This window comes from Streptococcus mitis, assembly GCF_047460035.1.
Taxonomy (GTDB): domain Bacteria; phylum Bacillota; class Bacilli; order Lactobacillales; family Streptococcaceae; genus Streptococcus; species Streptococcus mitis_DW.
Map to the genome: position 1 here is coordinate 1 of NZ_JASHHB010000005.1, position 26,379 is coordinate 26,379.

Genomic DNA, 26,379 nt, shown 5'->3' on the forward strand with positions numbered 1-26,379 from the left:
TGTTTTTTTCATTGTTCAGTACTACAACCTTAGTTGTAGTGCCCTGCACATTGGTTCGTCTTGTTCAGTTTTCAAAGGTCTTTGTCACTCGCTTCTCTCAAGCGACAACTATATTAGTATATCACAGTCGCTTTTGCTTGTCAACACTTTTTTGAAACTTTTTTAATCTTTTTTTCATCAAGTGTTCCATCTGCAACATACCATAGTCCGTACGGGATTCGAACCCGTGTTACCGCCGTGAAAAGGCGGTGTCTTAACCCCTTGACCAACGGACCAGAGCTGTTATTTTCAACTCTTACTATTATACAGACTTTTCAAACTTTGTCAACTACTTTTTCTGTTTTTTTCAAATTAAGTAAAAAGAGCCAGAATTATACTGACTCTTCTATTGATTATTAAACTTAGAAGCACGTTCTTCTCCCCACCAATATGGGATTAGTTCTGCGACTTTCACCGTCTTTCTTGTATCGTAGTCCATCATGAATTCTGCATCTTTATTTTCAGCGTTCAACTCTAAGAGGAACTCTCTGCATGCGCCACAAGGCATACCCGAACTTCCACCATAAGGTGGTTGCTCTCGAAAGGCTAATACTTTTTTAACCTTAGTTTGTCCTGAAAATTGGTACATATTGAAGAGAGCCGCCCGCTCTGCGCAGAGATGGAAAACACCACAGGTTCCCTCCATACAGAAACCTGTAAATATTTGTCCATCTTCTGCTTCTACTGCGGCCACAACATGGTTAGCGTAAACAAAATCAGATACTTCATGTGGATCGTATAGCTTCTGTGCTTCTTCGTACATCTTTTCCCAGATGTCCATTGTTGCATCCTTTTTATTTAGAGATTTCTTTTAGCATGTTTTCGATATGCTGGATTGATTTTTCACGGCCTAACAAGAAGATAGTATCTGGCAATTCTGGTCCATGCATTTCACCTGAAACTGCGATGCGAATTGGCATGAAGAGATTTTTCCCTTTGATACCTGTTTCTTTTTGAACAGCTTTGATTTGTGGGAAGATATTCTCTGTTACAAATTCATCATCTGTCATCGCTTCAAGTTTTGCTTTGAAGGCTTCAAGAACTGTTGGGACTGTTTCTCCCGCCATGACTTCGCGCTCTGCTTCTGTCAATTCTGGAAAATCTGAGAAGAAGAGATCTGTCAATGGGATAATCTCATCTACTGATTTCATTTGTGGTTTATAGAGCTCAACTAATTTTTCAGCCTTGTCAGTTAAACGGCCTGCTTCCTCTAAGAATGGTTTTGCCATTTCAAAGATAGTTTCTAGGTCTGCATTCTTGATATAATCATTGCTCATCCAGTCGAGTTTTTTCTGGTCAAAGGCTGCTGGAGACTTGCTCAGGCGGTTTTCATCGAAAAGTTTAATGAGTTCTTCACGAGAGAAGATTTCATCTTCGCCACCTGGGTTCCAACCAAGAAGAGCAATAAAGTTAAAGACTGCTTCTGGTAAATAACCTTTTTTACGGTAGTCTTCGATAAACTGAAGGGTGTTGGTGTCACGTTTAGACAATTTTTTCCCAGTTTCAGAGTTGATAATCAAGGTCATATGACCGAACTCTGGAGCTTCCCAACCAAGTGCTTCATAGACCATAAGCTGTTTTGGTGTATTAGCAATGTGGTCATCTCCACGGATTACGTGAGAAATTTGCATATCATGGTCATCGATGACAACGGCAAAGTTGTAAGTTGGGTAACCGTCTTTCTTTTGGATAACCCAGTCACCACCAATATTGCCACCTTCAAATTCGATATCACCTTTAACCATATCATGCCACTTGTAGATACCTGACTCATTGACCGCCAAACGAACTGTTGGAATGATACCAGCTGCTTCACGTTCTGCGATGTAAGCTGCTTTTTCTTCTTCACTCATACCAAGGTATTCGTTAATGTAGCGAGGTGTTTCACCAGCTGCTTCTTGGCGTTCGCGTTCAGTTGCCAACTCTTCTTCTGTAACGTAAGATTTGTAGGCTTTTCCTTCAACTAGCAATTGATCGATGAATTTTTGATACAAGTCCAAACGCTCAGACTGGCGGTAATTTTCATGTGTTTCTGGGCTTTCATCCCAATCCATACCTAACCAACGAAGGTTTTCAAGTTGTGAACGTTCACCATCTTCGACATGGCGTTTACGGTCAGTATCTTCGATACGGATAATAAAAGTTCCACCATGATGACGTGCGTAAAGGTAGTTGAACAATGCTGTACGGGCATTCCCGATGTGTAGTAGTCCTGTTGGACTTGGTGCGTAACGTACGCGGATATCTTTTGACATAGTTTCTCCTATAAAGTCTCTAGGCGTCTGCCTTTTTGCTCTCTATATTATATCACAAGTCTTGGCTGAGGCCAATTTCTATGGATAAAGAGAGTAAAAAGAGTGGACAAGCCACTCTTTTCTTCTATTATAGACGTGCGTTAAGTTCTTTGCTCAATTCTTCAAATCCTGGTTTTCCAAGAAGGGCAAACATGTTACGTTTGTAAGCTTCAACACCTGGTTGGTCAAATGGGTTGATAGCATTCAAGTAACCTGAAAGAGCGATAGCCAATTCGAAGAAGTAGATTGTGTAACCAAGAGTGAAAGCATCTTGCTCTGGAAGAGTCACGTACATGTTTGGTACATCACCGTCTGTGTGGGCAAGAAGAACACCGTCAGTTGCTTTTTTGTTTACAAAGTCAACGTCTTTTCCTTGAAGGTAACCAAGTCCATCAAGGTCTTCTTCCAAGCTAGGGATAATCACGTTTTTACGAGGTTTGTCAACACGGACAACTGTTTCAAACATGATACGAGTTCCTTCTTGGATAAATTGACCAAGTGAGTGCAAGTCAGTTGAGAAGTTGGCTGAAGTTGGGTAGATACCTTTTTGGTCTTTTCCTTCTGATTCACCAGCCAATTGTTTCCACCATTCTGAGAAGTATTGAAGTGATGGCTCGTAGTTTACCAAGATCTCAGTTGCATAGCCTTTACGGTAAAGGATGTTACGAACTGCTGCGTATTGGTAAGCTTCGTTTTCAGAGATTTTATCTGAAGTGTAGTCTTTGCGAGCTGCATTCGCACCTTCCATAAGGGCTTTGATGTCAGCTCCTGATGCTGCGATTGGAAGCAAACCAACGGCTGTCAATACTGAGAAGCGTCCACCGATATCATCTGGAACAACAAATGTTTCCCAACCGTTAGCATCTGCTTCAACCTTAACAGCGCCTTTTTGGCGGTCAGTTGTTGCATAGATACGTTTGTTTGCTTCTTCTTGACCGTATTTCTTAACCAAAAGTTCTTTGAAGACACGGAAAGCGATAGCTGGTTCAGTTGTTGTACCTGATTTAGAAATCACGTTTACCGAGAAGTCTTTGTCAGCTACGTACTCTACCAAGTCAGCAAGGTAAGTAGATGAGATTGAGTTTCCTGCGTAAAGGATTTGTGGAGCCTTGCGTTCTTCTTTTGTTTGCAAGTTTGCAAAGTGGTGGTTCAAGAAGTCGATTGCTGCTTTCGCACCAAGGTAAGATCCACCGATACCGATTACAACCAAAACATCGCTGTCTGATTTGATTTGCTCAGCAGCTTTCAAGATGCGGTCAAATTCTTCGCGGTCATAGTTTTCAGGAAGGTCCAACCATCCCAAGAAGTCGCTACCAGCACCAGTTCCTTTACGGATCAATTCATCTGCTGCTGTTACTTGTGATTGCATGTATTCCACTTCATGTGGTGCAACAAATTTGTCTAAAACTTTTGAATAATCAAATTTAATATGTGACATGTTATTCCTCCAATATTTCTTCTTTTCTATCATAACGCTTACCTTCGTTTTTTTCAAGTTTTTTGTCGAATTTCTCCAATTTTTATCAGAATTCAAACGTTTGCGTAAAAATCCCACATTCCAAAAATTTTGAAAAAATAAAAGAAAGAACGACTAGATGTTCCAGTCGTTACAGTTCATTCAATAAATACTCAAATAATTCTAAATTGCCATCTTCTTCATTAACCAGAAACTCTGGATGCCACTGCAAACCAATAATGCGGTGCTCATCGATAGACTCAATCGCTTCGATGGTCTGGTCTCTTGGGTCAATAGCAGTTACACGGAAATTAGGTGCCAAATCTTTAATACTCTGACGATGAACGGAATTAACTTGACTTTCTTTTCCAAATAACTTAGCCACCACACTTCCTTCTACTGTCTCAATAGAATGAGATGTCCCGAAAGGTAGTCCTTGCCAGTGGCCTTCGATTTCTTGATTGAGAGTTCCCCCAAAGGCAACATTGACAAGTTGGACACCGCGACAGATTGCCATGATTGGTTTATTCTGACGAAGCGCTTCTTTCAAGAGCGCCAATTCAAATTCGTCACGCACTAGGTTGTAATCATCACTCTCGATGGTCTTTTTCTCTCCATAAAACTGAGGATGGACATTTTGACCGCCTGTCAAGATAAGTTTGTCAATCATTTCTACATAATCGCGAACAACTGACTCATCACCAACAGGAATGACTAAAGGGAGACCACCGACTTGACGAATGCTCTCTGCGAATCTACAAGATACAGATGAATGAATGTTTTTGCCCTCTGCGTCTACGGGACATAGATTTGCAGCAACTCCTACAACCGTTCTAGCCATGATGCCTCTCCTTTCGAATGTTAACGATAGTCTTATCATATCACTCAAAATGACTTTCGTCTAATATGTTTTTTTTAAGGCTGTGATAAATATTTTTTATGGACAAGAAAAAGCTGCCCAAGGGGACAACTTTTTTCTTATTCAAAAACAAATTGATTGTGATAGAGTTCTGAATAGAAGCCACCCAGTTTCAAGAGTTCATGGTGGCTACCGCGTTCAATGACTTCTCCATCTTTAAGGACAATAATCTGGTCTGCATTGAGGATAGTCTTCAAACGATGGGCAATGACGAAACTAGTTCTGCCTGCTACAACCGCCTCCATGGCATGCTGAATCTTGCTTTCTGTCACAGTATCTACGTTCGAAGTGGCTTCATCGAGAATGAGAACCTCTGGATCTGTCATCAGGGTTCGAGCGATAGAAATCAATTGCTTTTGTCCTGTCGAGAAGATGCTCTGGTCATCATCTATAAGAGTATCGTACTTATCAGGCAAGCTTTCGATGTAGTCGTGAATATGGGTTGCCTTGGCTGCTGCCTCAACCATTTCTTGACTAGCATCTGGCACACCAAAACGGATATTGTCTCGAATCGTTCCGCTAAACAAGACCGAATCTTGCAAGACAATTCCCACCTTGCTTCTGAGACTATCTAAATCATAGTCACGGATGTCTTTACCGTCAAAATAAATCCCACCAGCATTAACATCATAAAAGCGATTGATGAGGTTCATAATAGTCGTTTTCCCTGACCCAGTCGGACCAACAACCGCTGTCATCTGGCCTTTAGGAGCAGAAATGCTGACATCTTTCAAAATGGGTTTATCAGGCAAGTATGAAAAATCAATATGACTAATTTCAACACCTTCTTGCAACTGAGTGAAGGTCGGAGCATTTTTAGGTCGAATTTCTTCCTCTGCATCAAACATTTCCTGAATCCGTTCAGCACCTGTAAAGGCTAACTGAAGGCTTCCCCAACTTGCCGCAACTTGAATAATAGGCTGGTAGTACTGCTGTGAAAATTGGGCAAACATAACAATCAAACCTAGGGCTGTACTTGTTTCAATAGACTTATCATTCAAAAGTACAGCTGAACCAGCAAAGATGACGATGGCTGTGTTGACCAGACTCATCCCATTCATGACAGGGAAAAGAATTCCTGAGAACATTCTTCCTTTAAAGGTTGCCTTGCGCACGCGCTCATTTTGTTCAAGAAATCCTGCCATCATATCCTCTTGAATACCTTGCACAATCACGGCTTTTTGACCTGAGATACTTTCATCCATATAGGCATTGAGCTTCCCTACCTCTTTCTGCTGGAGGTTGGTATATTTCCGTGCCATTTTCACGATAAAAATCAGCATGAGAAAGGCCACTGGTGTACTGGCAATAGTGATGAGGGCCAGCGTCACATTTCTCGAAAACATGACAAGAATCAGACCAATGTATAGAACGATGTTGCTCATGACCTGAATCAAGCTTTCGTTAAAAGCTTGGAGGATATTATCCAAATCACTGGTAAAACGAGACAGGATATCGCCATCTTGTCGGCGGTCAAAGAAAGAAACAGTCAACCGAGCAAGCTTGCCAAAGAGGCCTTTGCGCATCTCGTTGGTCGATTCTGCAATCACGCGCGTCATGAGACACATGTATATCACACTGGAGATAAATAGAACCAAAACTAGCAGACCAAGATTGACCATGATTCCTGATAGGCTTTGCCAAACAAGTTCTGGATTGCCATTTTGATAAGCTTGAACTAAATTAGCTAGCTGCGTCACTGCTTGTCCAGAAAAGACCGGAAAGAGGGCTTGGGCAAGAGTTGCCAGAACAATCATCAGGATAACAACTACAAATGATAACTTATAGACTTTAAAATAATTCCAAAAAAATTGAACTGTCTTCATTTTACTCCTCCTTTCCTTTCTGTGTTTCATAGATTTCACGGTAAACGGCATTGTTGGTAACCAAGTCTGCATGCGTACCTTGACCAATCAATCGTCCTTGATCTAGAACCAAGATTTTATCTGCATGAACAACCGAGCTAATCTTTTGAGCGATGATAATGGTTGTTGTTCCCTTCAAGTCCTTATTCAAGGCTTCTTGGACCAGGCGCTCTGACTTGGCATCCAAGGCCGAGGTTGAATCGTCAAAAATCAGAATACGCGGATTGCTGACAATTCCACGAGCAATCGACATCCTTTGCTTTTGCCCACCAGAGAAATTGGTTCCCCTTTCCTCAACTGGACTTTCAAAGGTTTTCTCCATACGATGAATGAATTCACTAGCCTGGGCAATATTAGCTGCGCGTTCCATTTCAAATAGAGTAGCATCTCCCTTACCCTGTCTCAAGTTGTCTGCAATCGTTCCACTGAAGAGAATGGCACGTTGAAGAACGATAGAAACTGTTTTACGCAGGGTTCCTTCACTCACTTCGCGAATATCCTTGCCTCCGATTTTGATAGCCCCTTCCTGTGGGTCAAAGAGACGTGGAATCAATTGAGCCAAGGTTGATTTTCCTGCACCAGTCGCTCCAACTACACCAACCATTTGACCAGGTTCAATAGTAAAGCTCACATCTTTCAGCATCGGTTCCTTGTCCATTGGATAGGTAAAGGTCACATTTTCAAAGCTAAGACTTCCGACCAACTCTTCATCTGGGACTTCCTTGAAGGTCATGGCTGGCTCTGCGTCAAGAATTTCTCGAATACGACGCATAGAAATCATAGCACGACTGACAGAATTTCCCAAAAATCCAACCATGACAATGGTAAAGATAATCTGGCTTAGGTAATTGACAAAGGAAGCAATGGAGCCAACAACTGACGGATCCGACTGAACCATTCCTGCAACTAGCCAAATAGAGAGGAAAACCGTCCCGTAGCCGACTAACATCATAAAGGGTTCCACTACTGAAAAGGCATAACCAATGTAAAGGTTTTGACCAAGAAGCTCGTCTGAGACCTCTGTAAACTTAGCAAACTGCTCTTTTTCTTGGACAAAGGACTTGACCACGCGAACGCCACGCAGATTTTCCTTGGCAATGGCATTGATGCGTTCAAGCAGGGTTTGAAACTTGGCAAAACGAGGCCCCATCATTCCCATCATGACAGCAGTCAAACCAAAAATCAAGACTACCATGAGAACAATCACCCACCACAGTGAAGGTAAGGTTTGAACCGCCAGGATAAACGAACCGATGAATAAGAGGGGAAGTCTGAAAAGAATTTGGAAGGTCATCATGACGACGTTCTGAATCTGGTTGATATCATTTGTCATTCGAACGACTAGATTTCCCGCATTAAATTGTTCAATATTGGCATAAGAAAAGGTTTGGATTTTACGGAAGGCATCCTCTCGAAGGTCAGATGAAACTCCTTGGGCAATATAGGCTGCAAGGACAACATTGAGGCCACCAGCAACCAGACCGACCACGGCCACACCAATCAACCAAGCCCCGATACTATAAATAGCTTCATATTTTCCAGTAAGGAGGGCGTCTAAGACTTCCTGCAGATAACGCGGTTGCAAAAGTGAACTAGCAACCATCAAGCCTGTCATCAGGAGCGAAGCCAAGGCCTGCCACTTGTAGGTTTTTATTTTCTGAATCAGCATACTTTCTCCTTAAAAAATAGACAAAAGGGAGCGACAATGTGTCAGCTCCTTCTCATTCTGTTTGTGTGATGTTATTCTAGCAAAAAAGTGGGGACTTGTCAAAGAAGTATCCTTGATACAGCTAGAATGATCAGCAATTCTTGGATTTATAGTTTCTGTTTTAACTCTACTAAGACATTCATAGCCTGCATAGGTGTCATGTTGTAAATGTCCAGTTTAGATAATTCTGCTAGGATAGGATGTTCTTCTGCCCTATCAAAGAGTGAAATTTGTTCTGAGACGGAACTTGTTTGCCTCATTGGAGCAGGACTTTCTGTATCCTGACTCTCTAACTGAGTCAAAATCTTATCCGCCCTTGCTAAAAGGTCTGCTGGTAAGCCAGCAATCTTGGCAACATGGATACCGTAGGATTTATCAGCTGGACCTGGTTCAATCTTGTGAAGGAAGGTAACCTGCCCATCCTGCTCCAAAGTTGCCACGTGGACATTGACCAAATGTTGTAAACTAGACTCCAGACTAGTCAACTCATGGTAGTGGGTCGCAAAGAGGGTCTTGGCTCCTATGTGCTCATGGATGTATTCGATGATGGACTGAGCAAGAGCCATCCCGTCATAAGTTGCAGTTCCACGACCTAACTCATCAAAAAGAATCAAGGAATTTTTGGTCGCATGCGAAATGGCATTGTTAGCCTCCATCATCTCTACCATGAAGGTTGATTGACCTGAAACCAAGTCATCTGCTGCTCCGATACGGGTAAAAATCGCATCAAAAATCGGTAAATGGGCGCTTTCTGCTGGCACATAAGACCCCATCTGGGCCATAACCGCCGTCATGGCTAACTGACGCATATAGGTTGACTTTCCGCTCATGTTGGGCCCTGTAATCAGTTGAATACTGGTATCTTCTGCCATCTGAATCGTATTTGGAATATAGGTCTGAGCCCCCATAACCTTTTCAACGACAGCATGACGCCCTTTCTGGATATCAATTCGCGAATCATCTCCGAATTCAGGTCGAATCAAATGCTGGGTTTCAGCCACAACTGCTAGACTCTGTAAGACATCAACTGTCGCAATTCCTTGGGCTAGAGCTTGTAAACGTTGGATGTACTTGCTGACCTCTTCACGAATACGCATAAAAATTTCATACTCTAGGTTAGCTGACTTCTCACGCGCCTCCAGCATATCTCCCTCGATACGGGCTAATTCTTCGGTTCCAAAGCGTTCCGAGTTTTTCAGCGTCGCCTTGCGGAAAAAGTGAGCGGGCACATTTCCCAGTTGAGAATTGGTCACATGGAAATAGTAGCCATCCTTTTTATTGTAGTCAATCTTGAGCGTGCTGATACCAGAATTTTCTCGCTCCTTAGCCTCAATCTCAGCAATCCAGCTAGTCCCTTCTCTGAGAACGCGACGGTACTTGTCTAAAGTCTCATCAAATCCAGTCCGAATGATTCCTCCATCTGTAATCACATGAGGAGCTTCAGGAGCAATCGCTGCGCTAATCAAACTCTCCAACTCAGGGATTCCATCCAATTGTGCGATGAGATAAGCTAGAGCAGGTTGCTCCATCCCTTCTAAAATCGCACGAATCCGTGGCACACTGGATAAGGTGGTCGCCAACTGCAAGAGATCCTTGGGATTGGTTTTACCAAAAGAAACACGACTAGCCAAGCGTTCGATATCATAGACACCCTTGAGACTGTCTGTCAAATCACTACGCTCAAAGAAATGGTCGAGGAAGACCTGCACCACTTCTTGACGTTGGACGATTCGTTCCTTATCAATCAAGGGACGATGGATCCAAGACCGCAAGAGCCGCATTCCCATAGCCGTCTTGGTTTCATCCAAAAGCCAGAAAAGACTACCTTGCTTCTTTCCTGAACGAGCATTCTCAACCAAATCCAGACTAGCCTTGGTCGCATAATCCATCTGCAAGAAATCCTTGATTTCATAGCGGATAACAGGCTTGAGGTGGTTCAATTCCCTCATCTGAGTTCGATGAACATACTGGAGCAATTTACTAGATGCCGCTTGCTCCACAGATGCCAATCGTGAATCCAGTAAATGAAGGTCTTCAAAGCCTTCTTTTTCATATGAAAGCACCAGATTCATCTGACGACTGAGGATTTGTTCTTCTTCCTCAGACAAGTCATAACCCAGCACCACTTCTCGCGCCTTGAGATTACGGATTTCCCCACAAACCAGCGTGAAATCCAAAAGACCTGTCACATAAAAGTCACCCGTCACCAGGTCCATATAAGCTAAGCCAAATTGATTGCCATCTCGATCTATAGCAACCAAGAAGTTGTTCTGACTGTCTGGCTTACTGCTATCGACCACTGTCCCTGGCGTAATGACCTGAACAACCTCTCGTTTCACAACCCCAACTGCTTGTTTAGGATCTTCCATCTGCTCTGCGATAGCTACCTTATAGCCCTGCTCAATCAAGACATCGATATACTGCTGGGCAGAATGATAGGGGACACCCGCCATAGGAATCGGATTGTCGGCATTCTTGTTGCGACTCGTTAAGGAAATTTCCAGAATCTGCGCAGCATTGACCGCATCCTCATAAAATAATTCATAAAAATCACCCATCCGAAAGAGCAAAAACGCATCTGGATATTGCTTTTTAATATCCACATACTGTTGCATGCCGGGTGATAGCTTCTCTGTCGCCATTTTCCGTCTCTCCTTGTCAAAAATAAGTCTTGAGAGCGACTCTCAAGACCTTACTTATCTTTCATCAAATCTAGCAAACGATCTTCCATGAGTTTGGCAACGTGCTGGTCTCGACAAATAACCAATAAGGTATTGGCACCAGCAACTGTTCCTAAAATCCATTCATCCTTGTTTGCATCTACAATATTTGCCAAAACAGAGGCTTCTCCCAATTTGGTATGAAGTACCAAGGTAAACTCTGCTCTTGCAACACCTTCTAAATGATGAGACAAAAATTCAACCAAATCAATCTTTTCTGTCTCATTTGCTAGTACATAATACACCATATCATTTTTCTTGACCTTGGTCAAGCCGATTTCGCGCAAATCACGAGACAGGGTTGTCTGCGTCACAAAAACATTGTGCGCCTCCAACCGATCTTGAATTTCTTTTTGTGTACTTAATTTCTCCTCAGTAATCATTTTTTTTATTAACTGATGACGATCTCTTTTTCTCATAAAATCCTCTTATATGCATATTTATAACTAATTTTATAACTATATTATACCAAAAAAATAGGAGATTTCAAAAATTTTTTCTTCTTTCTTTAAAATTGTGATAAAATAGTAGAAAAGTCCAAAAAGGAGCTCTTAATGAATACAAAAGAATTGATTGCTAGCGAGTTGGCTAGCGTCATTGATAGCCTGGACCAAGAGGCTATTTTAAATTTACTGGAAACCCCTAAAAACTCAGAAATGGGAGACATCGCTTTCCCTGCTTTTTCACTTGCAAAAGTCGAACGTAAAGCACCTCAAATGATTGCTGCTGAACTGGCTGAAAAAATTGACAGCCAAGCCTTTGAAAAGGTTGTTGCAACAGGACCTTACGTTAACTTTTTCCTTGATAAATCTGCCATTTCTGCTCAAGTATTGCAAGCTGTTATCACTGAAAAAGAACATTATGCTGACCAAACTATTGGCAAACAAGAAAATGTTGTTATCGACATGTCTAGTCCCAATATCGCTAAACCATTTTCTATTGGCCACCTACGCTCAACTGTTATCGGAGATAGCTTATCACATATTTTCCAAAAAATCGGTTATCAAACGGTCAAGGTCAACCACTTGGGAGACTGGGGTAAACAGTTTGGGATGCTGATTGTTGCCTACAAAAAATGGGGAGACGAAGAAGCTGTAAAAGCTCATCCAATCGATGAACTTCTTAAACTCTATGTCCGCATCAATGCTGAAGCTGAAAACGACCCTAGCTTGGATGAAGAAGCACGCGAATGGTTCCGTAAACTTGAAAATGGAGACGAGGAAGCTCTCGCACTTTGGCAATGGTTCCGTGATGAAAGTTTGGTGGAATTTAACCGCCTCTACAATGAATTGCAGGTTGAATTTGACAGCTACAATGGAGAAGCCTTCTACAACGATAAGATGGATGCAGTTGTAGACATTCTTTCTGAAAAAGGCCTTCTTGTTGAATCAGAAGGTGCCCAAGTTGTGAATCTTGAGAAATATGGAATTGAACATCCAGCCCTTATCAAAAAATCTGATGGTGCAACTCTCTACATCACACGTGACTTGGCTGCAGCTCTTTACCGTAAAAACGAATACCAATTTGCTAAATCTATCTACGTAGTTGGTCAAGAGCAATCTGCCCACTTTAAACAGCTCAAAGCTGTCTTGCAAGAGATGGGCTACAATTGGAGTGACGACATTACTCACGTTCCTTTTGGTTTAGTTACAAAAGAAGGGAAAAAACTCTCTACTCGTAAAGGGAATGTCATCTTGCTAGAGCCTACTGTTGCAGAGGCCGTTAGTCGTGCCAAAGCCCAAATTGAAGCAAAAAATCCTGAACTTGAAAACAAAGACCAGGTAGCACATGCTGTTGGGGTTGGAGCCATTAAATTCTATGACCTCAAGACCGACCGTACAAATGGATACGACTTCGACCTAGAAGCTATGGTATCCTTCGAGGGTGAAACTGGACCTTATGTTCAATACGCCTACGCTCGTATCCAATCTATCTTACGCAAAGCGGATTTCAAACCAGAAACAGTTGGCAACTATAGCTTGAATGATGCTGAAAGTTGGGAAATCATCAAACTAATCCAAGACTTCCCACGTATTATCAACCGTGCGGCGGATAACTTTGAACCTTCTATCATTGCTAAATTTGCAATTAGCCTGGCTCAAGCCTTCAACAAGTACTATGCACATACACGTATCTTGGATGATAGCCCAGAACGCGACAGCCGTCTAGCTCTCAGCTACGCAACTGCAGTCGTTCTCAAAGAAGCCCTTCGCTTGCTTGGAGTAGAAGCGCCAGAGAAGATGTAAATCGTTACAAGAGACTGGAACTAAAGTTCCTAGTCTCTTGACGGCAATCGCTATATGGCGAATTGCTTAAACGCTTCACTAATTCACCAAACCAAATAATATCGATTTGGTTTGGTTCATGTCGTAATCTTCAAGTTACTTGATTGTAAAACAGTCTAAGTAACTAAGACCAAATCCTATACGTAATTAGGTTTATAGGTCTATCAAAAATCTTATCAAGTTTTGCTGACTTGTTCTGCTATTTTAGATCCACTAAATCGATTTATTCACTATTACTTCTTTATCATACAGGGAGATATTCTATGAGCCAATATGCTTATATCCTAGTTGTAATTAGCTTGGTGTTCCTTTTTCTGCTCAATAAGTACGAGAAGGAGAGACTGCAAAAACTCTACCAAGAACAACTTTTAAAGGATGAAACATTCAGGTCTAACATCAAAGAGAAAATTCACACGACTGAAAATATCAATGATGTCATTGCTTACATCAATAAAACTTATCATCTGGGAATGTTGCTATCAAAAGACATTACAGATCAATTGAAATAAACCGAGCTATTCTTTTAACGAATATCAAAACCGAGCCTGAGAGTTTAATACTTAGGCTCGGTTTTTGTATATTTTTCAAGCAACAAAGCCACCACTCCCTAGCAATGCAAGTGCAAAATCCCCTAGAATGTGATAAAATAAAAAGAGAACTCTATCAAGGAGGAAAACATGGAAAAACAAACCGTCGCCGTCTTGGGGCCTGGTTCTTGGGGAACTGCCCTTTCACAAGTCTTAAATGACAATGGACACGAGGTACGTATTTGGGGAAATCTTCCCGAGCAAATCAATGAAATTAATACCTATCATACTAACAAGCACTACTTTAAAGATGTCGTTCTAGATGAAAATATCATTGCCTACACTGACTTAGCAGAGGCATTAAAAGATGTAGATGCGATTTTGTTTGTTGTCCCAACAAAAGTGACACGACTTGTTGCCCAACAAGTTGCAAAAACCTTAGACCATAAGGCTATCATCATGCACGCATCAAAGGGATTAGAGCCTGATAGCCATAAACGATTATCAACTATCCTTGAAGAAGAAATTCCTGAACATCTCCGCAGTGATATTGTCGTTGTTTCAGGACCTAGTCATGCGGAAGAAACCATTGTACGTGACCTGACTTTAATCACTGCTGCTTCTAAAGATTTACAAACAGCTCAATATGTTCAGGAACTCTTTAGTAATCACTACTTTCGACTTTATACCAATACGGATGTTATCGGAGTTGAAACTGCTGGTGCTCTTAAAAATATTATTGCTGTCGGTGCTGGAGCTTTACATGGTTTGGGATTTGGTGACAATGCCAAGGCAGCCATCATCGCTCGAGGCTTGGCAGAAATTACCCGCCTAGGAGTAGCACTTGGGGCCAGTCCATTGACCTATAGTGGCTTATCCGGTGTAGGAGACTTGATCGTAACGGGAACCTCCATCCACTCTCGTAACTGGAGAGCCGGAGATGCTCTTGGTCGTGGAGAATCTCTAGCTGATATCGAAGCCAATATGGGCATGGTGATTGAAGGAATCTCAACAACTCGAGCAGCCTATGAACTAGCGCAAGAACTTGGAGTCTATATGCCAATTACACAAGCCATTTACCAAGTTATTTACCACGGAACCAATATTAAAGATGCCATTTACGACATCATGAACAATGAATTTAAAGCAGAAAATGAGTGGTCTTAACCCTCTAGAGAAAGGATTCTTATGACATCAAAAGTTAGAAAGGCAGTCATCCCTGCCGCTGGACTTGGAACTCGATTTTTACCAGCAACCAAAGCACTTGCTAAAGAGATGTTGCCAATTGTGGACAAACCAACTATCCAATTTATCGTAGAAGAAGCTCTTAAATCAGGTATTGAAGATATTCTGGTTGTCACTGGTAAATCAAAACGTTCTATTGAAGACCACTTTGACTCAAACTTTGAGCTTGAGTACAATCTCAAAGAAAAAGGCAAAACAGATCTATTGAAATTGGTAGATGAAGCAACTGGTATGCGCCTTCATTTCATCCGCCAAACTCACCCTCGTGGTCTTGGAGACGCTGTCTTACAAGCAAAAGCTTTTGTAGGGAATGAACCCTTCGTTGTTATGCTGGGTGATGATCTTATGGACATCACAAACAAGGACGCCGTTCCTTTGACAAAACAACTGATGAATGATTACGAAAAGACACACGCATCAACCATTGCTGTCATGCCCGTACCACACGAAGACGTTTCATCATATGGAGTCATCGCTCCTCAAGGAGAAGGGATCAATGGACTCTATAGCGTTGAAACTTTCGTAGAAAAACCAGCTCCAGAAGATGCTCCAAGTGATTTAGCTATTATCGGTCGCTATCTTCTGACACCGGAAATTTTTGATATTCTCGAAAAGCAAGCTCCTGGTGCTGGAAATGAAATCCAGCTTACCGATGCGATCGATACGCTCAATAAAACACAGCGTGTTTTTGCCCGTGAATTTACAGGAGCTCGTTACGACGTTGGGGATAAGTTTGGCTTTATGAAAACGTCTATTGACTACGCCCTCAAGCACCCACAAGTCAAAGATGACTTGAAAGATTACCTCATCCAACTGGGAAAAGAATTAGCTGAGAAGGAATAATACTCTTCGAAAATCTCTTCAAACCACGTTAGCTTCACCTTGCCGTACTCAAGTACAGCCTGCAGTTAACTTCCTAGTTTGCTCTTTGATTTTCATTGAGTATAAAACAAAAAAAGATAAGGTTCAAAAATACCTTATCTTTTTTCATTACACAACTATTATTATAAGCTCTCACAACCCCATTCCCTTATAGAAAAGTAACACTGCGAGTCCTACGAATAACACTACCGCTCCTAACCTCTGGCTGCTACTATACATCCGTCTTTCTCCTCGGACTGGAAAGATAATTGCTAGAAATGCTCCACCAACTGCTCCCCCGATATGGCCTGCTAGGCTGATTCCTGGAATCAGAACACTTCCAATAATGTTAACCACAAAAAGTGTCAGATAAGATTGCCCTAGCTGTTGGATATAAGGATTACGCGTTGCATAGCGAAGAATGATAATCGCAGCAAATAGCCCATAAAGAGAGGTAGAGGCTCCTGCTGCTAAGGATTTGGGACTAAATACAAAAACAAAGAGATTGCCCATCATTCCTGATAAAAGATAGAGAAAGAAAAACTTCTTGGATCCGAAAATTTCCTCTACTTGCCTACCAAGATAATAGAGCGAAAGCATATTAACAATGAAATGCTCCCACCCAATATGAACAAAAATGGCAGAAAAGAGACGCCAAATCTGCTCAGGAAAGAGGCGAATAGCTGGTCCATACATAGCTCCAAATCGAAATAATGTGTCTGCCCTGTCAAAGTTTCCGCCTGTGCTCACCAACATTAGTAGAAATACCAAGGCCGTCACTAAGAGAAAGAAACTCGTCACAGGGTAACGTCTATCAAAGATTTCCTTCATCAATCAGTACCTCCTGAACAGGAATATCATGATTTTCAGAGATAAAGTCCTGAATTTGACAAGGATAAACCGTACTCAAAGTATGACCAGAAAAATGTTCCAGATAGCGGTCATAATAACCTCCACCGTATCCTATCCGATATCCTTCCGTCGTAAAAGCCAGACCAGGAACATGAATCAAATCAATCTGAGAAGCATCCACTACTTCCAAATCTCCCTGTGGTTCCAGTAATCCAAAGGAAGTTTTTACCAACTGCTGTGGATCATAGACCACAAAGTCCATGCGCCCCTTGGGATAGGTTTTGGGTATCAGAACCTTCTTGCCGTCCTTCAGCGCCTGCTCAATCAGTTCCTGCGTTTGAAACTCATGAGAAAAAGAAAGATAGGTTGCGATGACCTCGGCTTCTTGGTAAAAGGGGTGTTGTAAAAGTCGCTCAGTTAAAGCTTGGTCTATAAACTGTTTTTGCTCTCGAGATAAAGCCTTCATTTCTTGTAAGACTTGCTTCCGTAATTCCGATTTCATAGACAACCCCTCTACTCTGCTGCCTTCTTTTTCAGGAAACTAGAGACCGCATCCACCCCAATAGCTAATGCCTCTTCCTTGGGACTCATCTGAGGGTGATGAAGGGCGTAGGGACTATCGATACCTAGCCAAAACATAACGCCATTAACCTTTGAAAGGAGATAACCAAAGTCCTCACCTGTCATAGCAGGTTCGATATCAATCAACTCGATTCCCTCTTTTTCTTCAAAGAAGTCCATCAGTTCACGCGCCAAGGCTGGATGGTTCTCAACAGGCAGGTAACCACCTTGTTTGAGTTCCACTTCGACTTCCATACCAAAGGCAGCTGCAACTCCTTCTGCAACTGTTTTGACCCGCTTTTGTACCAAGAGACTCATGTCCTGAGTCAAGGCCCGAATAGTTCCATGCAAAAAGGCTGTGTCTGTTATAACATTGTTGGTTGTTCCAGCCTGAAAAACGCCAAAAGTCACCACTGCTCCCTCGATTGGATTAACATTGCGGCTGACAACTGACTGTACTTGGGTCACAAAGTAACTAGCAGCCACCAAGGCGTCATTAGCTTCATGTGGAAAGGCTGCGTGGCCACCTTTGCCTTTGAAACGGATCTTCACCTCACAAGTCCCTGCAAAGAGTGTATGAGTATTGGTCGCAATCTGACCAACCTTCAAATCTGGCCTAACATGAAGGCCATAAAATTGATCTGGTAGCCAATCTCCAAAAGCCCCGTCCTCATACATAAGCATACCACCTGCTTCATTTTCTTCAGCAGGTTGAAACAGAAAGAGCAGATTATTCTTGGGTTGCTCTTCAAGGGCGCGCTCTAGACAGCCCAAGGCAATAGTCATGTGGAAATCATGGCCACAAGCGTGCATACGACCTTGATGTTGAGAAGCGAAAGGAAGGTCTGTTTGTTCGACGATAGGCAGGCCATCAATATCTGTTCGCCAACCAATGGTTCGCTCTGGTTGACTTCCCTGCAAATAAACCAAAATCCCTGTCCGCCAAGTTCGAATTTGGACAAAATCCTTACCTACAGTCAATTTTTCAATCACATCCAGCAAATAAGCATGAGTCTTAAACTCCTCCAAGCCAATCTCTGGAATCTGGTGCAAATCTCGTCTAGTCTGAATCAAATCTAACATCTATCTATCCTCCGATATAGCAGAAAGAGGCTGGAAGAAGGGTTCCGCCTCTATTTTTCTTTTACAATTACAAGGTACGAAGCGCATCCTCTAGCGCTGTTTTTTGTTGGGTTTGGGCATCAATCTCTTTGATAATACGAGCTGGAACACCTGCTACTACCACGTTTTCTGGGACATCTTGGGTAACAATAGCTCCTGCCGCAACGACTGAACCACTACCGATTTGGACTCCTTCGATAACTACTGCATTGGCACCGATGAGAACATTGTCTCCAACACGGACTGGTTCTGCGCTAGCTGGCTCAATCACACCTGCAAGAACCGCACCTGCACCAACGTGACTGTTTTTCCCAACGATGGCACGGCCACCAAGGATAGCCCCCATGTCAATCATAGTTCCTGCACCAATTTCAGCACCGATATTGATAACAGCTCCCATCATGATAACAGCATTGTCACCAATTTCAACTTGGTCACGGATAATAGCACCTGGTTCGATACGAGCATTGATAGCACGTTTATCTAGCAAAGGAACTGCAGAATTACGAGCATCTTGCTCGACAACATAATCTTGATTTTCTACCAAACCATCGAGAAGAGGAGCCACATCTTTCCAGTCTCCAAATAGGACATTTCCTAGTTTAACAACAGATCCAGGTACAGCGGTTGCGAGTTCTCCCTCAAAGGTTACTTTAACACTGGTTTTCTTTTCAGCATTGGCGATAAATTGGATAATTTCTTGAGCGTTCATTTTTGTGGCAGTCATAGGCGCCTCCTAGTTCATTTTAATGATACCTATTCTACCAAAAAAGGCCTCAAATTTGAAGCCTTTTTGTTTGTTTTTAGGTATGATTTTTAGGGATGTGAGATAAAACGTGCTGTCGGTAAAAGCAAGCCCCTACCGATACAACCTAAAAACACTCTTCACAACTATCTCCCCGTGTTTTATTGACTATTCTAGTATAGCACACTTTTAGAATTAAGAAAAGACTTTTTATTCACTTTCTTTCGCTTCTTCTACCGATAGGAAAATCATGGGCAAAATAATCAAGGCCATAGCTAGAAGAAGGGACCAATCCACTACCAAGCCTAAAAATAAAACACTCAAAAGGGCAGAAGAGAGAGGTTCACTGGCACTGATAACGGAAACCACCAAAGGAGAAACCAAGGAAACAGCCTTCATGGAAATAAAAAAGGCAAAAGCCGTCCCAAAGAAAGCGATAATGAGACAAATCAAGATACTCCAAATATCAAGAGTAAAGGAAAGCTGATAAACCGGCGAGAGGACATTGCTAAATAAACCGGCCAAAATCATCCCCCACCCAACGGTGGGAACAAAACCATAACGCTTAGCAAAAGGCTGAGGTAGGATAACATTAAACATAACCCCCATGGCACTCAGCAGACCTGTTATAAGAGCTAGCGGCGTCATGGATAATTGAGAGAGATCTCCCTTTGTCGCCATCAGGCAAACGCCCAGCATGGCAATCAAAACATAGAAAATAGCACTTTTTGACGCTCGTTTTTTATAAATTAAGCGATTGTAAAAGAGGATAAAGACAGGGCTAATAAACTGTAAAATAGTTGCTGTCGCAGCATTTGAGTATTCTACGCAGAGATAGAAAAAATACTGGACTGAGAAAATTCCCAAAATAGCATAGGCCAAAAAGGGCAGGTAATTTTTCTTGTCTCGCCAGATATCTAGCACTTGCGATTTTAATTGCATTGCAGACCAAATGAGTACAAGACTTCCTGCTAGTGTCAATCGCATAGAGGTAAGCCAACCAGAGGACACCTGATAATGAGTAAAGAAATATTCTCCTAAAATCCCACAGATTCCCCAGATTAAGCCTGATAGAAGCGAATAAATGGTTCCTTTAACAATCTTTTTCTGATACTGATTCATACCTTTATTGTAACACGAAAGGGAAAAAGAAAAAAGTGGCAATCAATGCCACTTTCCTATCTTCTACTATTTGGTTGTGTAGATGATGAACTTGATGCACTGCTAGAACTACTACTTGAGCTACTACTTGAACTTGGTGTAGATGAGAAACTACCAATAATACTTGACCAAGCATTTTGATAATCTGCTTCACTTCCTCCAATAGCAAAGTGATAGCTTGTAGTAGGAGCTCCCGCCTTATTAGCCCAATAGCTCGTTACAGTAGAACCTGAAAGATCCACTGTTTTTCCATTAACGGATACTTTGCCTGGCTTCTGTCCTGTAGATCTGAGGACCTGAGATTGGGTCACACTAGAATCAAGATTAAAGCGTTCATTGCCCCAAACACCAGGCTCAGCCTGTTGGATGGCATTGACCAAGTAAGCCATATATTTGGCATTTCGATAATGCCCAGCCCCCTTAGCCATTGGGCGGTTGTCATCATGCCCTAGCCAACCACCTAGAGTCAATCTTGGTGTTGACAGCATGAGCCACATGTTTTCATCTTCATTGGTTGTACCAGTCTTACCAATCCAGTCTGCACGAGCTAAGCTTGAATTGATAGAAGCCAAATCCGTTTGGAAACTTGAAGTGATCCGAGATGAAATCACCTCACGAAGCAAACTCTGCATAATTGTTGCCGTTGCCTTCGAGTACACTTGAACTGGTTTGTCTTGGAATTCATAAATTGCTCTACCGTCAGATGATTCAATCTTAGAAATCACATGTTTCTGATGGTAGACACCATTATTGGCAATTGTTTGATAACCATTGGTATGCTGGGCAACTGTGACTTCAATCCCACCACCCATAGGCAGACTTTCGATACCGTACTCCGGAATCTCGTAACCCATTTTCTCCATGTAACCCTTGACATCTACACCCTTCTCACGAAGCATACGATAGGTCCAATAGGCTGGGATATTCCACGAATAGTTCAAGGCTTCACCCAAAGTCATCATGCCTGTACCTGGACTGTTTACATACATGATAGGATTTCCATTAGAGAATTTTGTCGGATAATTGGACAAGATACTAGCGCTTCCCATCAAACCTTGGTCAATGGCAATCCCGTAGGCCAACAAAGGCTTGGTTGTAGAGGCTGGCGAGCGCTTAGTGTCAAAGGCGTGATTGTTTTGGTTAGTCTGGTAATTACGACCACCAACAAAGCCTAGAACAGCCCCCGTTTTATTGTCCATCAAAACATTCCCTACTTCAGGCTGCCCAGTCGCATCATCTACCAAACGACCGTAGTTAGCAACTGCATTTTGCATGGCAGTATGGATTTTTTTATTGATTGTTGTCGTGATTTTATAGCCACCGTTACTTAACTCCTGCTCAGCTCGTTCATGATAGGCCTTTTGAACCGCTTCCTTTTTCAACTCCTGACTAGAGACATTGTCCTGTTGAACTAAATAATCATACATACGGTCTGTCGCTTCAGCCATAGCCGTAAAGTAAAGATAATCTCTCGAAACAGCATTGACAGTTCCTGATGGCAAGAAATCTTGTTTGAGATTATAATCCTTGTACTGGTCGTATTCTTCCTGAGTCAGAGCACCCGTACGGTACATGTTGTAGAGAACATCCTTGCCCCGCTTCAAACCAAGTTTTAAGTCTTCATCACTCTTTAACTCTCCAGTATTTTCATAAGGGGAATAAGTAATCGGACTCTGTGGCAAACCTGCTAAGAAAGCGGCTTGAGGAATACTCAACTTGTTGGCATCGATACCGAAAATCCCTTCAGCAGCTTGCTGAGCACCTGCAATATTCTGTCCTTTATGATTTCGACCAAAGGGAGCGACATTGAGATAAGTGGTCAAGATTTCATCCTTGCTCATACTGCGTTCCAAGGCAAGGGCATCGACAATTTCTGTAGCCTTACGAGCCAAAGTCGGAGCATCTCCGACCACTTGTTGCTTGATTAACTGTTGGGTCAAGGTCGAGCCCCCGCTAGATGAACCCAAACCTGCAAAGGTTCCCAAAGTCGCCCGAATCACAGCTTTTGGCACAACCCCGTTATGTTCAAGAAAATGTTCGTCCTCAGTAGCAACGATAGCCTTTTTGAGATTGTCTGATATCTCCTCAGATGAAACAGAAGTTCGCAGTAGGTCGCTCTCGATAGAAGCAATGACACTCCCATCTGCATAAACAATTTCTGAGATGGAAGAAATATTTTTAACCTGCTTGACCAAGTCCTCCGATTGGGGAACCTTGGCCTTGTCAAACAAAGCAACTCCATAACCAAGAGCTACACCAGCACCAAAAAGCCCACCGATAAAGCCTAGAATAAAGAGAGTATTCAAAATTCCTTTGATAACAACTAAAATGCTACCTAGGATAGCCAGAACTTTCCCACCTGTCCCATCCGACTGCTTCTCTTCTGAGACTTTCTCTGATTTTTTATGATTTATTTTTGATTTTACTAGCTGGAAAAATTCCAGCATTTTTTGTTTTAATTCATTTAATTGATTTTGCATGGATTTCCTCACTCTATCTATTATACCATAAAAGGTAAACTTTCAATAAAATAGCCACTTTCTTCCCTATTCTACTAGGCTATTGCCCAAGTTTGTGATACAATAGGTAGAAACAATATTTTTAAAAAGGAGAAAAGACACATGCACATTTTTGATGAGCTAAAAGAGCGTGGTTTGATTTTTCAAACGACTGATGAAGAAGCTTTGCGTAAAGCCCTAGAAGAAGGTCAAGTTTCTTATTATACTGGCTACGATCCAACTGCTGACAGCCTTCACCTAGGCCACCTTGTCGCAATCTTGACAAGTCGTCGCTTGCAACTAGCAGGCCACAAACCTTATGCGCTCGTTGGCGGTGCTACAGGTCTCATCGGAGATCCGTCCTTCAAAGATGCTGAACGTAGTCTCCAAACAAAAGACACAGTAGATGGCTGGGTCAAGTCTATCCAAGGACAACTTTCTCGTTTTCTTGACTTTGAAAATGGTGAAAACAAGGCTGTCATGGTCAACAACTACGACTGGTTTGGCAGCATCAGCTTCATTGACTTCCTCCGTGATATCGGAAAATACTTTACTGTCAACTACATGATGAGCAAGGAGTCTGTGAAAAAACGGATTGAAACAGGAATTTCATACACTGAGTTTGCTTACCAAATCATGCAAGGTTACGACTTCTTCGTCCTTAACCAAGACCACAACGTAACGCTTCAAATCGGTGGTTCTGACCAGTGGGGAAATATGACAGCTGGTACCGAATTACTTCGTCGTAAGGCTGACAAAACTGGACACGTTATCACCGTTCCGCTTATCACAGATGCAACTGGTAAGAAATTTGGTAAATCAGAAGGAAACGCAGTCTGGCTCAATCCTGAAAAGACTTCTCCATACGAAATGTACCAATTCTGGATGAACGTTATGGACGCAGACGCTGTTCGCTTCTTGAAGATTTTTACTTTCTTGTCACTTGATGAGATTGAAGACATCCGTAAACAATTTGAAGCGGCTCCACACGAACGATTGGCACAAAAAGTCTTGGCTCGTGAAGTCGTTACACTTGTTCACGGCGAAGAAGCTTACAAAGAAGCCCTCAACATCACTGAGCAACTCTTTGCAGGAAACATCAAAAACCTTTCTGTTAAAGAGCTCAAACAAGGACTTCGTGGTGTGCCAAACCACCAAGTACAAGTAGACGAAAACCACAATATTGTGGAACTGCTCGTCTCATCTGGTGTAGTTAACTCAAAACGCCAAGCCCGTGAAGATGTACAAAATGGAGCTATCTACGTAAACGGTGACCGCATCCAAGACCTTGACTATGTCTTAAGTGACGCAGATAAGCTTGAGAACGAACTGACTGTTATCCGTCGCGGTAAGAAAAAATACTTTGTATTGACTTACTAAACTATTCAACATTTATCTATAAACAAAGGAGTTAACCTCGAGAAAGGTAACTCCTTTTTGCTGTTAATAACTCTCATCTATCTATTTTTAATAGACAGGCTACGCAGTACAATGCGCAAGGTTGTTAGATTATGTAAGATAGAGAGATTTGAAGGACTGAGCCAATTAAATAAGCCAAAGCCAATCAAACTACTATTTACGACAACGGTATCTTGAATATTCTTCTTGATGAGTATTTGCAAAGATGATGATAGCGAATCCAACTCTTGGAAGAAATCCAAGCGATTATCTAACAATAAGATATCACTCATCTGCTTAGAAATATCTGCACTCTCATTCATCACCACACCGATATCTGATAGGGTTAGAGCCGCTGAGTCATTCAATCCATCTCCAACCATCAAAATAGTGTGACCTGCTTTCTGCAGTTCCTCTACTAACTCAAATTTTCCATCAGGTTTCAAGTCTGTATAGACCTGATCAAAGGGCAAATCTTTGACTAATTCCTCTGTTCTAACCAAGGTGTCCCCTGTTGCCAGAATCAATTTTTTCCCTTGTGCCTTAAGTTGCTCCAAGGCTGCTTTGGCTTCTTTTCTCAAAGGAGTATGAATGCAGAACATTCCAATCAATTCATTCTGATAAGCCAAGAATAAGAGATTGTAGTGACTCTTGTACTCTTCAATTAAAGCATTTTGTTCTGAACTGATATGAATCTGCTCATCCTGCATCAAGACATAATTCCCAATAAGAACTGGTTGCCCATCTATATGAGATTTGATCCCCTTGCTTGCAATATATTGGAGTTTCCCATGCATTTCCTCATGTTCAATCCCCTCTATCTCAGCTTGCTTGACGATGGCATTAGCAATAGGATGATAAATGTGTTCCTCAAGACAGGCACTGATTCTGAGAATATCTTCCTCACTATAGTCCCCAAAAGGTAACACCTTTTCAACTATAGGATAACTAGTTGTGATTGTTCCCGTCTTATCAAACAAGAAAGTATCAACTTCCAGATATTTCTCCAGAACATCCCCATCCTTAATCACCATTTCACGATTCAACCCCTCCTTGATAGCTGTTAAATAAGCTACAGGAGTAGAGATTTTCAAAGCGCAGGAGAAATCGACCAATAGGAAAGAAATAGCCTTAGAAAAAGAACCTGTTAATAGGTAAGTCAGCCCAGCCCCCAAGAAATTATATTTGACGACCTTATCCGCCATCTTGATGAAATAGCGTTGTTTCGTTTTCTTGTTTTCTTCAGATTTCTTCATCAACTCAATCAGCTGTAAAATCCGGCTGTTCATCTGATTATCGGTTACACGAATGCGCAACTCTCCGGTTTCTAATACTGTATTTGCACAAACCAAATCAGACTCTCTTTTTTCAACTGGAAAACTCTCTCCCGTCAAGGAACTTTCGTTGACCATACCTAAACCTGAAACTACTTGTCCATCAAACAGAATTTCATTTCCTTGAGATAGGACCAAGACATCTCCTATTTGAACATCGGAACTCTTGATACTAACAACCATATCCCCCTGTACTAAGAATACATCGCTCTCTTTTGCAAGAAGGCTTTGTTCTAAATCTGTTGCAGTTTTTTTCAAGGACCACTGATCTAAATGATTTCCCAAATCAAGCATAAACATGATATTGCTAGCTGTCTTGGATTGGTTCATAAACAAGGACAATAAAATCGCCGAACAGTCCAAGACCTCCATCGTTAGTTCCTTACGCGCTAGGGTCTGATAGGCTTCTCTAACATAACCCAAAGCCTGATAACAAGTCCATATATAGCGAATAGGATACGGCACAAAACTACGAAAAATCATACGCTTAATCGCTGCACCTGAAACAATAGAATAAGCACTCTCTTCTCTACGAATGGGAAGAGTCATCAACTCAGAAACTTTCCCTTTATCAATTCTTTTTAAAAAGGCTTCTGCATTATCTAATACAGAAAAGCCTTCTTTTATACGTAGAGTAAAGTGCTGTTGATCCATGTAAAACTGGATAGACTCAATCCCCTTTTCATCTCTCGCCAAGGAACGAAGATAGTCTTGAATATCCAAGGTGAGTGAAAAAGAAGATGATAGTCGGATATGTTGGTATCCTCTATGTAGCACTTTAAAAGACAT

The 26,379-nt window shown here is 41.9% G+C and carries 20 protein-coding genes and 1 tRNA gene; 5 read left to right on the forward strand and 16 right to left on the reverse strand.

Annotation, left to right across the window (positions count from 1 at the left end):
• Positions 1–203 precede the first annotated feature (203 nt).
• The 9 genes from QM956_RS05145 to argR form a co-directional block, all read right to left on the reverse strand.
• Positions 204–275, reverse strand: a tRNA-Glu gene (locus QM956_RS05145).
• A gap of 110 nt (positions 276–385) precedes the next feature.
• Positions 386–820: a cytidine deaminase family protein gene (locus QM956_RS05150; RefSeq protein WP_084887259.1), complete on the reverse strand. Its 435-nt coding sequence runs from the start codon at positions 818–820 to the stop codon at positions 386–388.
• 13 nt (positions 821–833) lie between these two features.
• Entirely contained in the window at positions 834–2,294 is a 1,461-nt protein-coding gene (gene gltX / locus QM956_RS05155) for a glutamate--tRNA ligase (RefSeq protein ID WP_000031049.1), read from the reverse strand.
• Between the two features lie 127 nt (positions 2,295–2,421).
• Complete coding sequence (locus tag QM956_RS05160; protein ID WP_000018268.1) at positions 2,422–3,771, reverse strand: glucose-6-phosphate isomerase; 1,350 nt, start codon at positions 3,769–3,771, stop codon at positions 2,422–2,424.
• Between the two features lie 169 nt (positions 3,772–3,940).
• Complete coding sequence (locus QM956_RS05165) at positions 3,941–4,630, reverse strand: gamma-glutamyl-gamma-aminobutyrate hydrolase family protein (protein ID WP_000124770.1); 690 nt, start codon at positions 4,628–4,630, stop codon at positions 3,941–3,943.
• A gap of 137 nt (positions 4,631–4,767) precedes the next feature.
• Positions 4,768–6,534 (reverse strand): multidrug efflux ABC transporter subunit PatB, encoded by a 1,767-nt coding sequence (patB, locus tag QM956_RS05170; protein ID WP_049502276.1) that lies wholly within the window; start codon positions 6,532–6,534, stop codon positions 4,768–4,770.
• A 1-nt stretch (position 6,535) separates the two neighbouring features.
• Positions 6,536–8,242: a multidrug efflux ABC transporter subunit PatA gene (gene patA, locus QM956_RS05175; RefSeq protein ID WP_414302292.1), complete on the reverse strand. Its 1,707-nt coding sequence runs from the start codon at positions 8,240–8,242 to the stop codon at positions 6,536–6,538.
• A gap of 146 nt (positions 8,243–8,388) precedes the next feature.
• Complete coding sequence (gene mutS / locus QM956_RS05180) at positions 8,389–10,923, reverse strand: DNA mismatch repair protein MutS (RefSeq protein ID WP_261014976.1); 2,535 nt, start codon at positions 10,921–10,923, stop codon at positions 8,389–8,391.
• A 50-nt stretch (positions 10,924–10,973) separates the two neighbouring features.
• Complete coding sequence (argR, locus tag QM956_RS05185; protein WP_001231476.1) at positions 10,974–11,420, reverse strand: arginine repressor; 447 nt, start codon at positions 11,418–11,420, stop codon at positions 10,974–10,976.
• Between the two features lie 135 nt (positions 11,421–11,555).
• On the opposite strand from argR, the gene argS reads away from it, so the two are divergent.
• The 4 genes from argS to galU all read left to right on the forward strand — a co-directional run bounded on the left by argS (position 11,556) and on the right by galU (position 15,901).
• Positions 11,556–13,247: an arginine--tRNA ligase gene (argS, locus tag QM956_RS05190; protein ID WP_203180036.1), complete on the forward strand. Its 1,692-nt coding sequence runs from the start codon at positions 11,556–11,558 to the stop codon at positions 13,245–13,247.
• A gap of 302 nt (positions 13,248–13,549) precedes the next feature.
• A complete protein-coding gene (locus tag QM956_RS05195) occupies positions 13,550–13,795 on the forward strand; it encodes a hypothetical protein (RefSeq protein ID WP_061589638.1) in 246 nt (81 codons plus the stop codon).
• 168 nt (positions 13,796–13,963) lie between these two features.
• Complete coding sequence (locus QM956_RS05200) at positions 13,964–14,980, forward strand: NAD(P)H-dependent glycerol-3-phosphate dehydrogenase (protein WP_020903403.1); 1,017 nt, start codon at positions 13,964–13,966, stop codon at positions 14,978–14,980.
• A 21-nt stretch (positions 14,981–15,001) separates the two neighbouring features.
• On the forward strand, positions 15,002–15,901 hold the full coding sequence (gene galU, locus QM956_RS05205; protein ID WP_261009424.1) for a UTP--glucose-1-phosphate uridylyltransferase GalU: 900 nt from the start codon (positions 15,002–15,004) through the stop codon (positions 15,899–15,901).
• A gap of 171 nt (positions 15,902–16,072) precedes the next feature.
• Here galU and QM956_RS05210 read toward each other — a convergent pair whose 3' ends face one another.
• The 6 genes from QM956_RS05210 to pbp1b all read right to left on the reverse strand — a co-directional run bounded on the left by QM956_RS05210 (position 16,073) and on the right by pbp1b (position 22,840).
• A complete protein-coding gene (locus QM956_RS05210; RefSeq protein WP_414302293.1) occupies positions 16,073–16,750 on the reverse strand; it encodes a rhomboid family intramembrane serine protease in 678 nt (225 codons plus the stop codon).
• Positions 16,734–17,273: a 5-formyltetrahydrofolate cyclo-ligase gene (locus QM956_RS05215; protein ID WP_045610951.1), complete on the reverse strand. Its 540-nt coding sequence runs from the start codon at positions 17,271–17,273 to the stop codon at positions 16,734–16,736. Before QM956_RS05215 ends, QM956_RS05210 begins: the two co-directional genes overlap by 17 nt.
• An 11-nt stretch (positions 17,274–17,284) precedes the next feature.
• Positions 17,285–18,415, reverse strand: a complete 1,131-nt coding sequence (locus QM956_RS05220; protein ID WP_414302294.1) for an N-acetyldiaminopimelate deacetylase — start codon at positions 18,413–18,415, stop codon at positions 17,285–17,287.
• Positions 18,416–18,482: 67 nt separating this feature from the next.
• Positions 18,483–19,181 (reverse strand): 2,3,4,5-tetrahydropyridine-2,6-dicarboxylate N-acetyltransferase, encoded by a 699-nt coding sequence (dapD, locus tag QM956_RS05225; RefSeq protein WP_049511636.1) that lies wholly within the window; start codon positions 19,179–19,181, stop codon positions 18,483–18,485.
• 228 nt (positions 19,182–19,409) lie between these two features.
• Positions 19,410–20,321: a DMT family transporter gene (locus tag QM956_RS05230; RefSeq protein WP_414302295.1), complete on the reverse strand. Its 912-nt coding sequence runs from the start codon at positions 20,319–20,321 to the stop codon at positions 19,410–19,412.
• Positions 20,322–20,377: 56 nt separating this feature from the next.
• Positions 20,378–22,840 carry a penicillin-binding protein PBP1B gene (gene pbp1b, locus QM956_RS05235; RefSeq protein ID WP_414302296.1) on the reverse strand — a complete coding sequence of 821 codons (2,463 nt, stop codon included), beginning with the start codon at positions 22,838–22,840 and terminating at the stop codon, positions 20,378–20,380.
• A gap of 141 nt (positions 22,841–22,981) precedes the next feature.
• Here pbp1b and tyrS point away from each other — a divergent pair, with 141 nt between their 5' ends.
• Positions 22,982–24,238: a tyrosine--tRNA ligase gene (gene tyrS, locus QM956_RS05240; RefSeq protein ID WP_414302297.1), complete on the forward strand. Its 1,257-nt coding sequence runs from the start codon at positions 22,982–22,984 to the stop codon at positions 24,236–24,238.
• A 77-nt stretch (positions 24,239–24,315) separates the two neighbouring features.
• On the opposite strand, the gene QM956_RS05245 is transcribed toward tyrS, so the two are convergent.
• Positions 24,316–26,379, reverse strand: a complete 2,064-nt coding sequence (locus QM956_RS05245) for a heavy metal translocating P-type ATPase (RefSeq protein ID WP_414302298.1) — start codon at positions 26,377–26,379, stop codon at positions 24,316–24,318.

Bases quoted from the DNA above. Each gene is read 5' to 3' on its own strand.
- QM956_RS05150 (WP_084887259.1), bottom strand. From the start codon at position 820: ATGGACATCTGGGAAAAGATGTACGAAGAAGCACAGAAGCTATACGAT.
- gltX (WP_000031049.1), bottom strand. From the start codon at position 2,294: ATGTCAAAAGATATCCGCGTACGTTACGCACCAAGTCCAACAGGACTA.
- QM956_RS05160 (WP_000018268.1), bottom strand. From the start codon at position 3,771: ATGTCACATATTAAATTTGATTATTCAAAAGTTTTAGACAAATTTGTT.
- QM956_RS05165 (WP_000124770.1), bottom strand. From the start codon at position 4,630: ATGGCTAGAACGGTTGTAGGAGTTGCTGCAAATCTATGTCCCGTAGAC.
- patB (WP_049502276.1), bottom strand. From the start codon at position 6,534: ATGAAGACAGTTCAATTTTTTTGGAATTATTTTAAAGTCTATAAGTTA.
- patA (WP_414302292.1), bottom strand. From the start codon at position 8,242: ATGCTGATTCAGAAAATAAAAACCTACAAGTGGCAGGCCTTGGCTTCG.
- mutS (WP_261014976.1), bottom strand. From the start codon at position 10,923: ATGGCGACAGAGAAGCTATCACCCGGCATGCAACAGTATGTGGATATT.
- argR (WP_001231476.1), bottom strand. From the start codon at position 11,420: ATGAGAAAAAGAGATCGTCATCAGTTAATAAAAAAAATGATTACTGAG.
- argS (WP_203180036.1), top strand. From the start codon at position 11,556: ATGAATACAAAAGAATTGATTGCTAGCGAGTTGGCTAGCGTCATTGAT.
- QM956_RS05195 (WP_061589638.1), top strand. From the start codon at position 13,550: ATGAGCCAATATGCTTATATCCTAGTTGTAATTAGCTTGGTGTTCCTT.
- QM956_RS05200 (WP_020903403.1), top strand. From the start codon at position 13,964: ATGGAAAAACAAACCGTCGCCGTCTTGGGGCCTGGTTCTTGGGGAACT.
- galU (WP_261009424.1), top strand. From the start codon at position 15,002: ATGACATCAAAAGTTAGAAAGGCAGTCATCCCTGCCGCTGGACTTGGA.
- QM956_RS05210 (WP_414302293.1), bottom strand. From the start codon at position 16,750: ATGAAGGAAATCTTTGATAGACGTTACCCTGTGACGAGTTTCTTTCTC.
- QM956_RS05215 (WP_045610951.1), bottom strand. From the start codon at position 17,273: ATGAAATCGGAATTACGGAAGCAAGTCTTACAAGAAATGAAGGCTTTA.
- QM956_RS05220 (WP_414302294.1), bottom strand. From the start codon at position 18,415: ATGTTAGATTTGATTCAGACTAGACGAGATTTGCACCAGATTCCAGAG.
- dapD (WP_049511636.1), bottom strand. From the start codon at position 19,181: ATGACTGCCACAAAAATGAACGCTCAAGAAATTATCCAATTTATCGCC.
- QM956_RS05230 (WP_414302295.1), bottom strand. From the start codon at position 20,321: ATGAATCAGTATCAGAAAAAGATTGTTAAAGGAACCATTTATTCGCTT.
- pbp1b (WP_414302296.1), bottom strand. From the start codon at position 22,840: ATGCAAAATCAATTAAATGAATTAAAACAAAAAATGCTGGAATTTTTC.
- tyrS (WP_414302297.1), top strand. From the start codon at position 22,982: ATGCACATTTTTGATGAGCTAAAAGAGCGTGGTTTGATTTTTCAAACG.
- QM956_RS05245 (WP_414302298.1), bottom strand. From the start codon at position 26,379: ATGTCTTTTAAAGTGCTACATAGAGGATACCAACATATCCGACTATCA.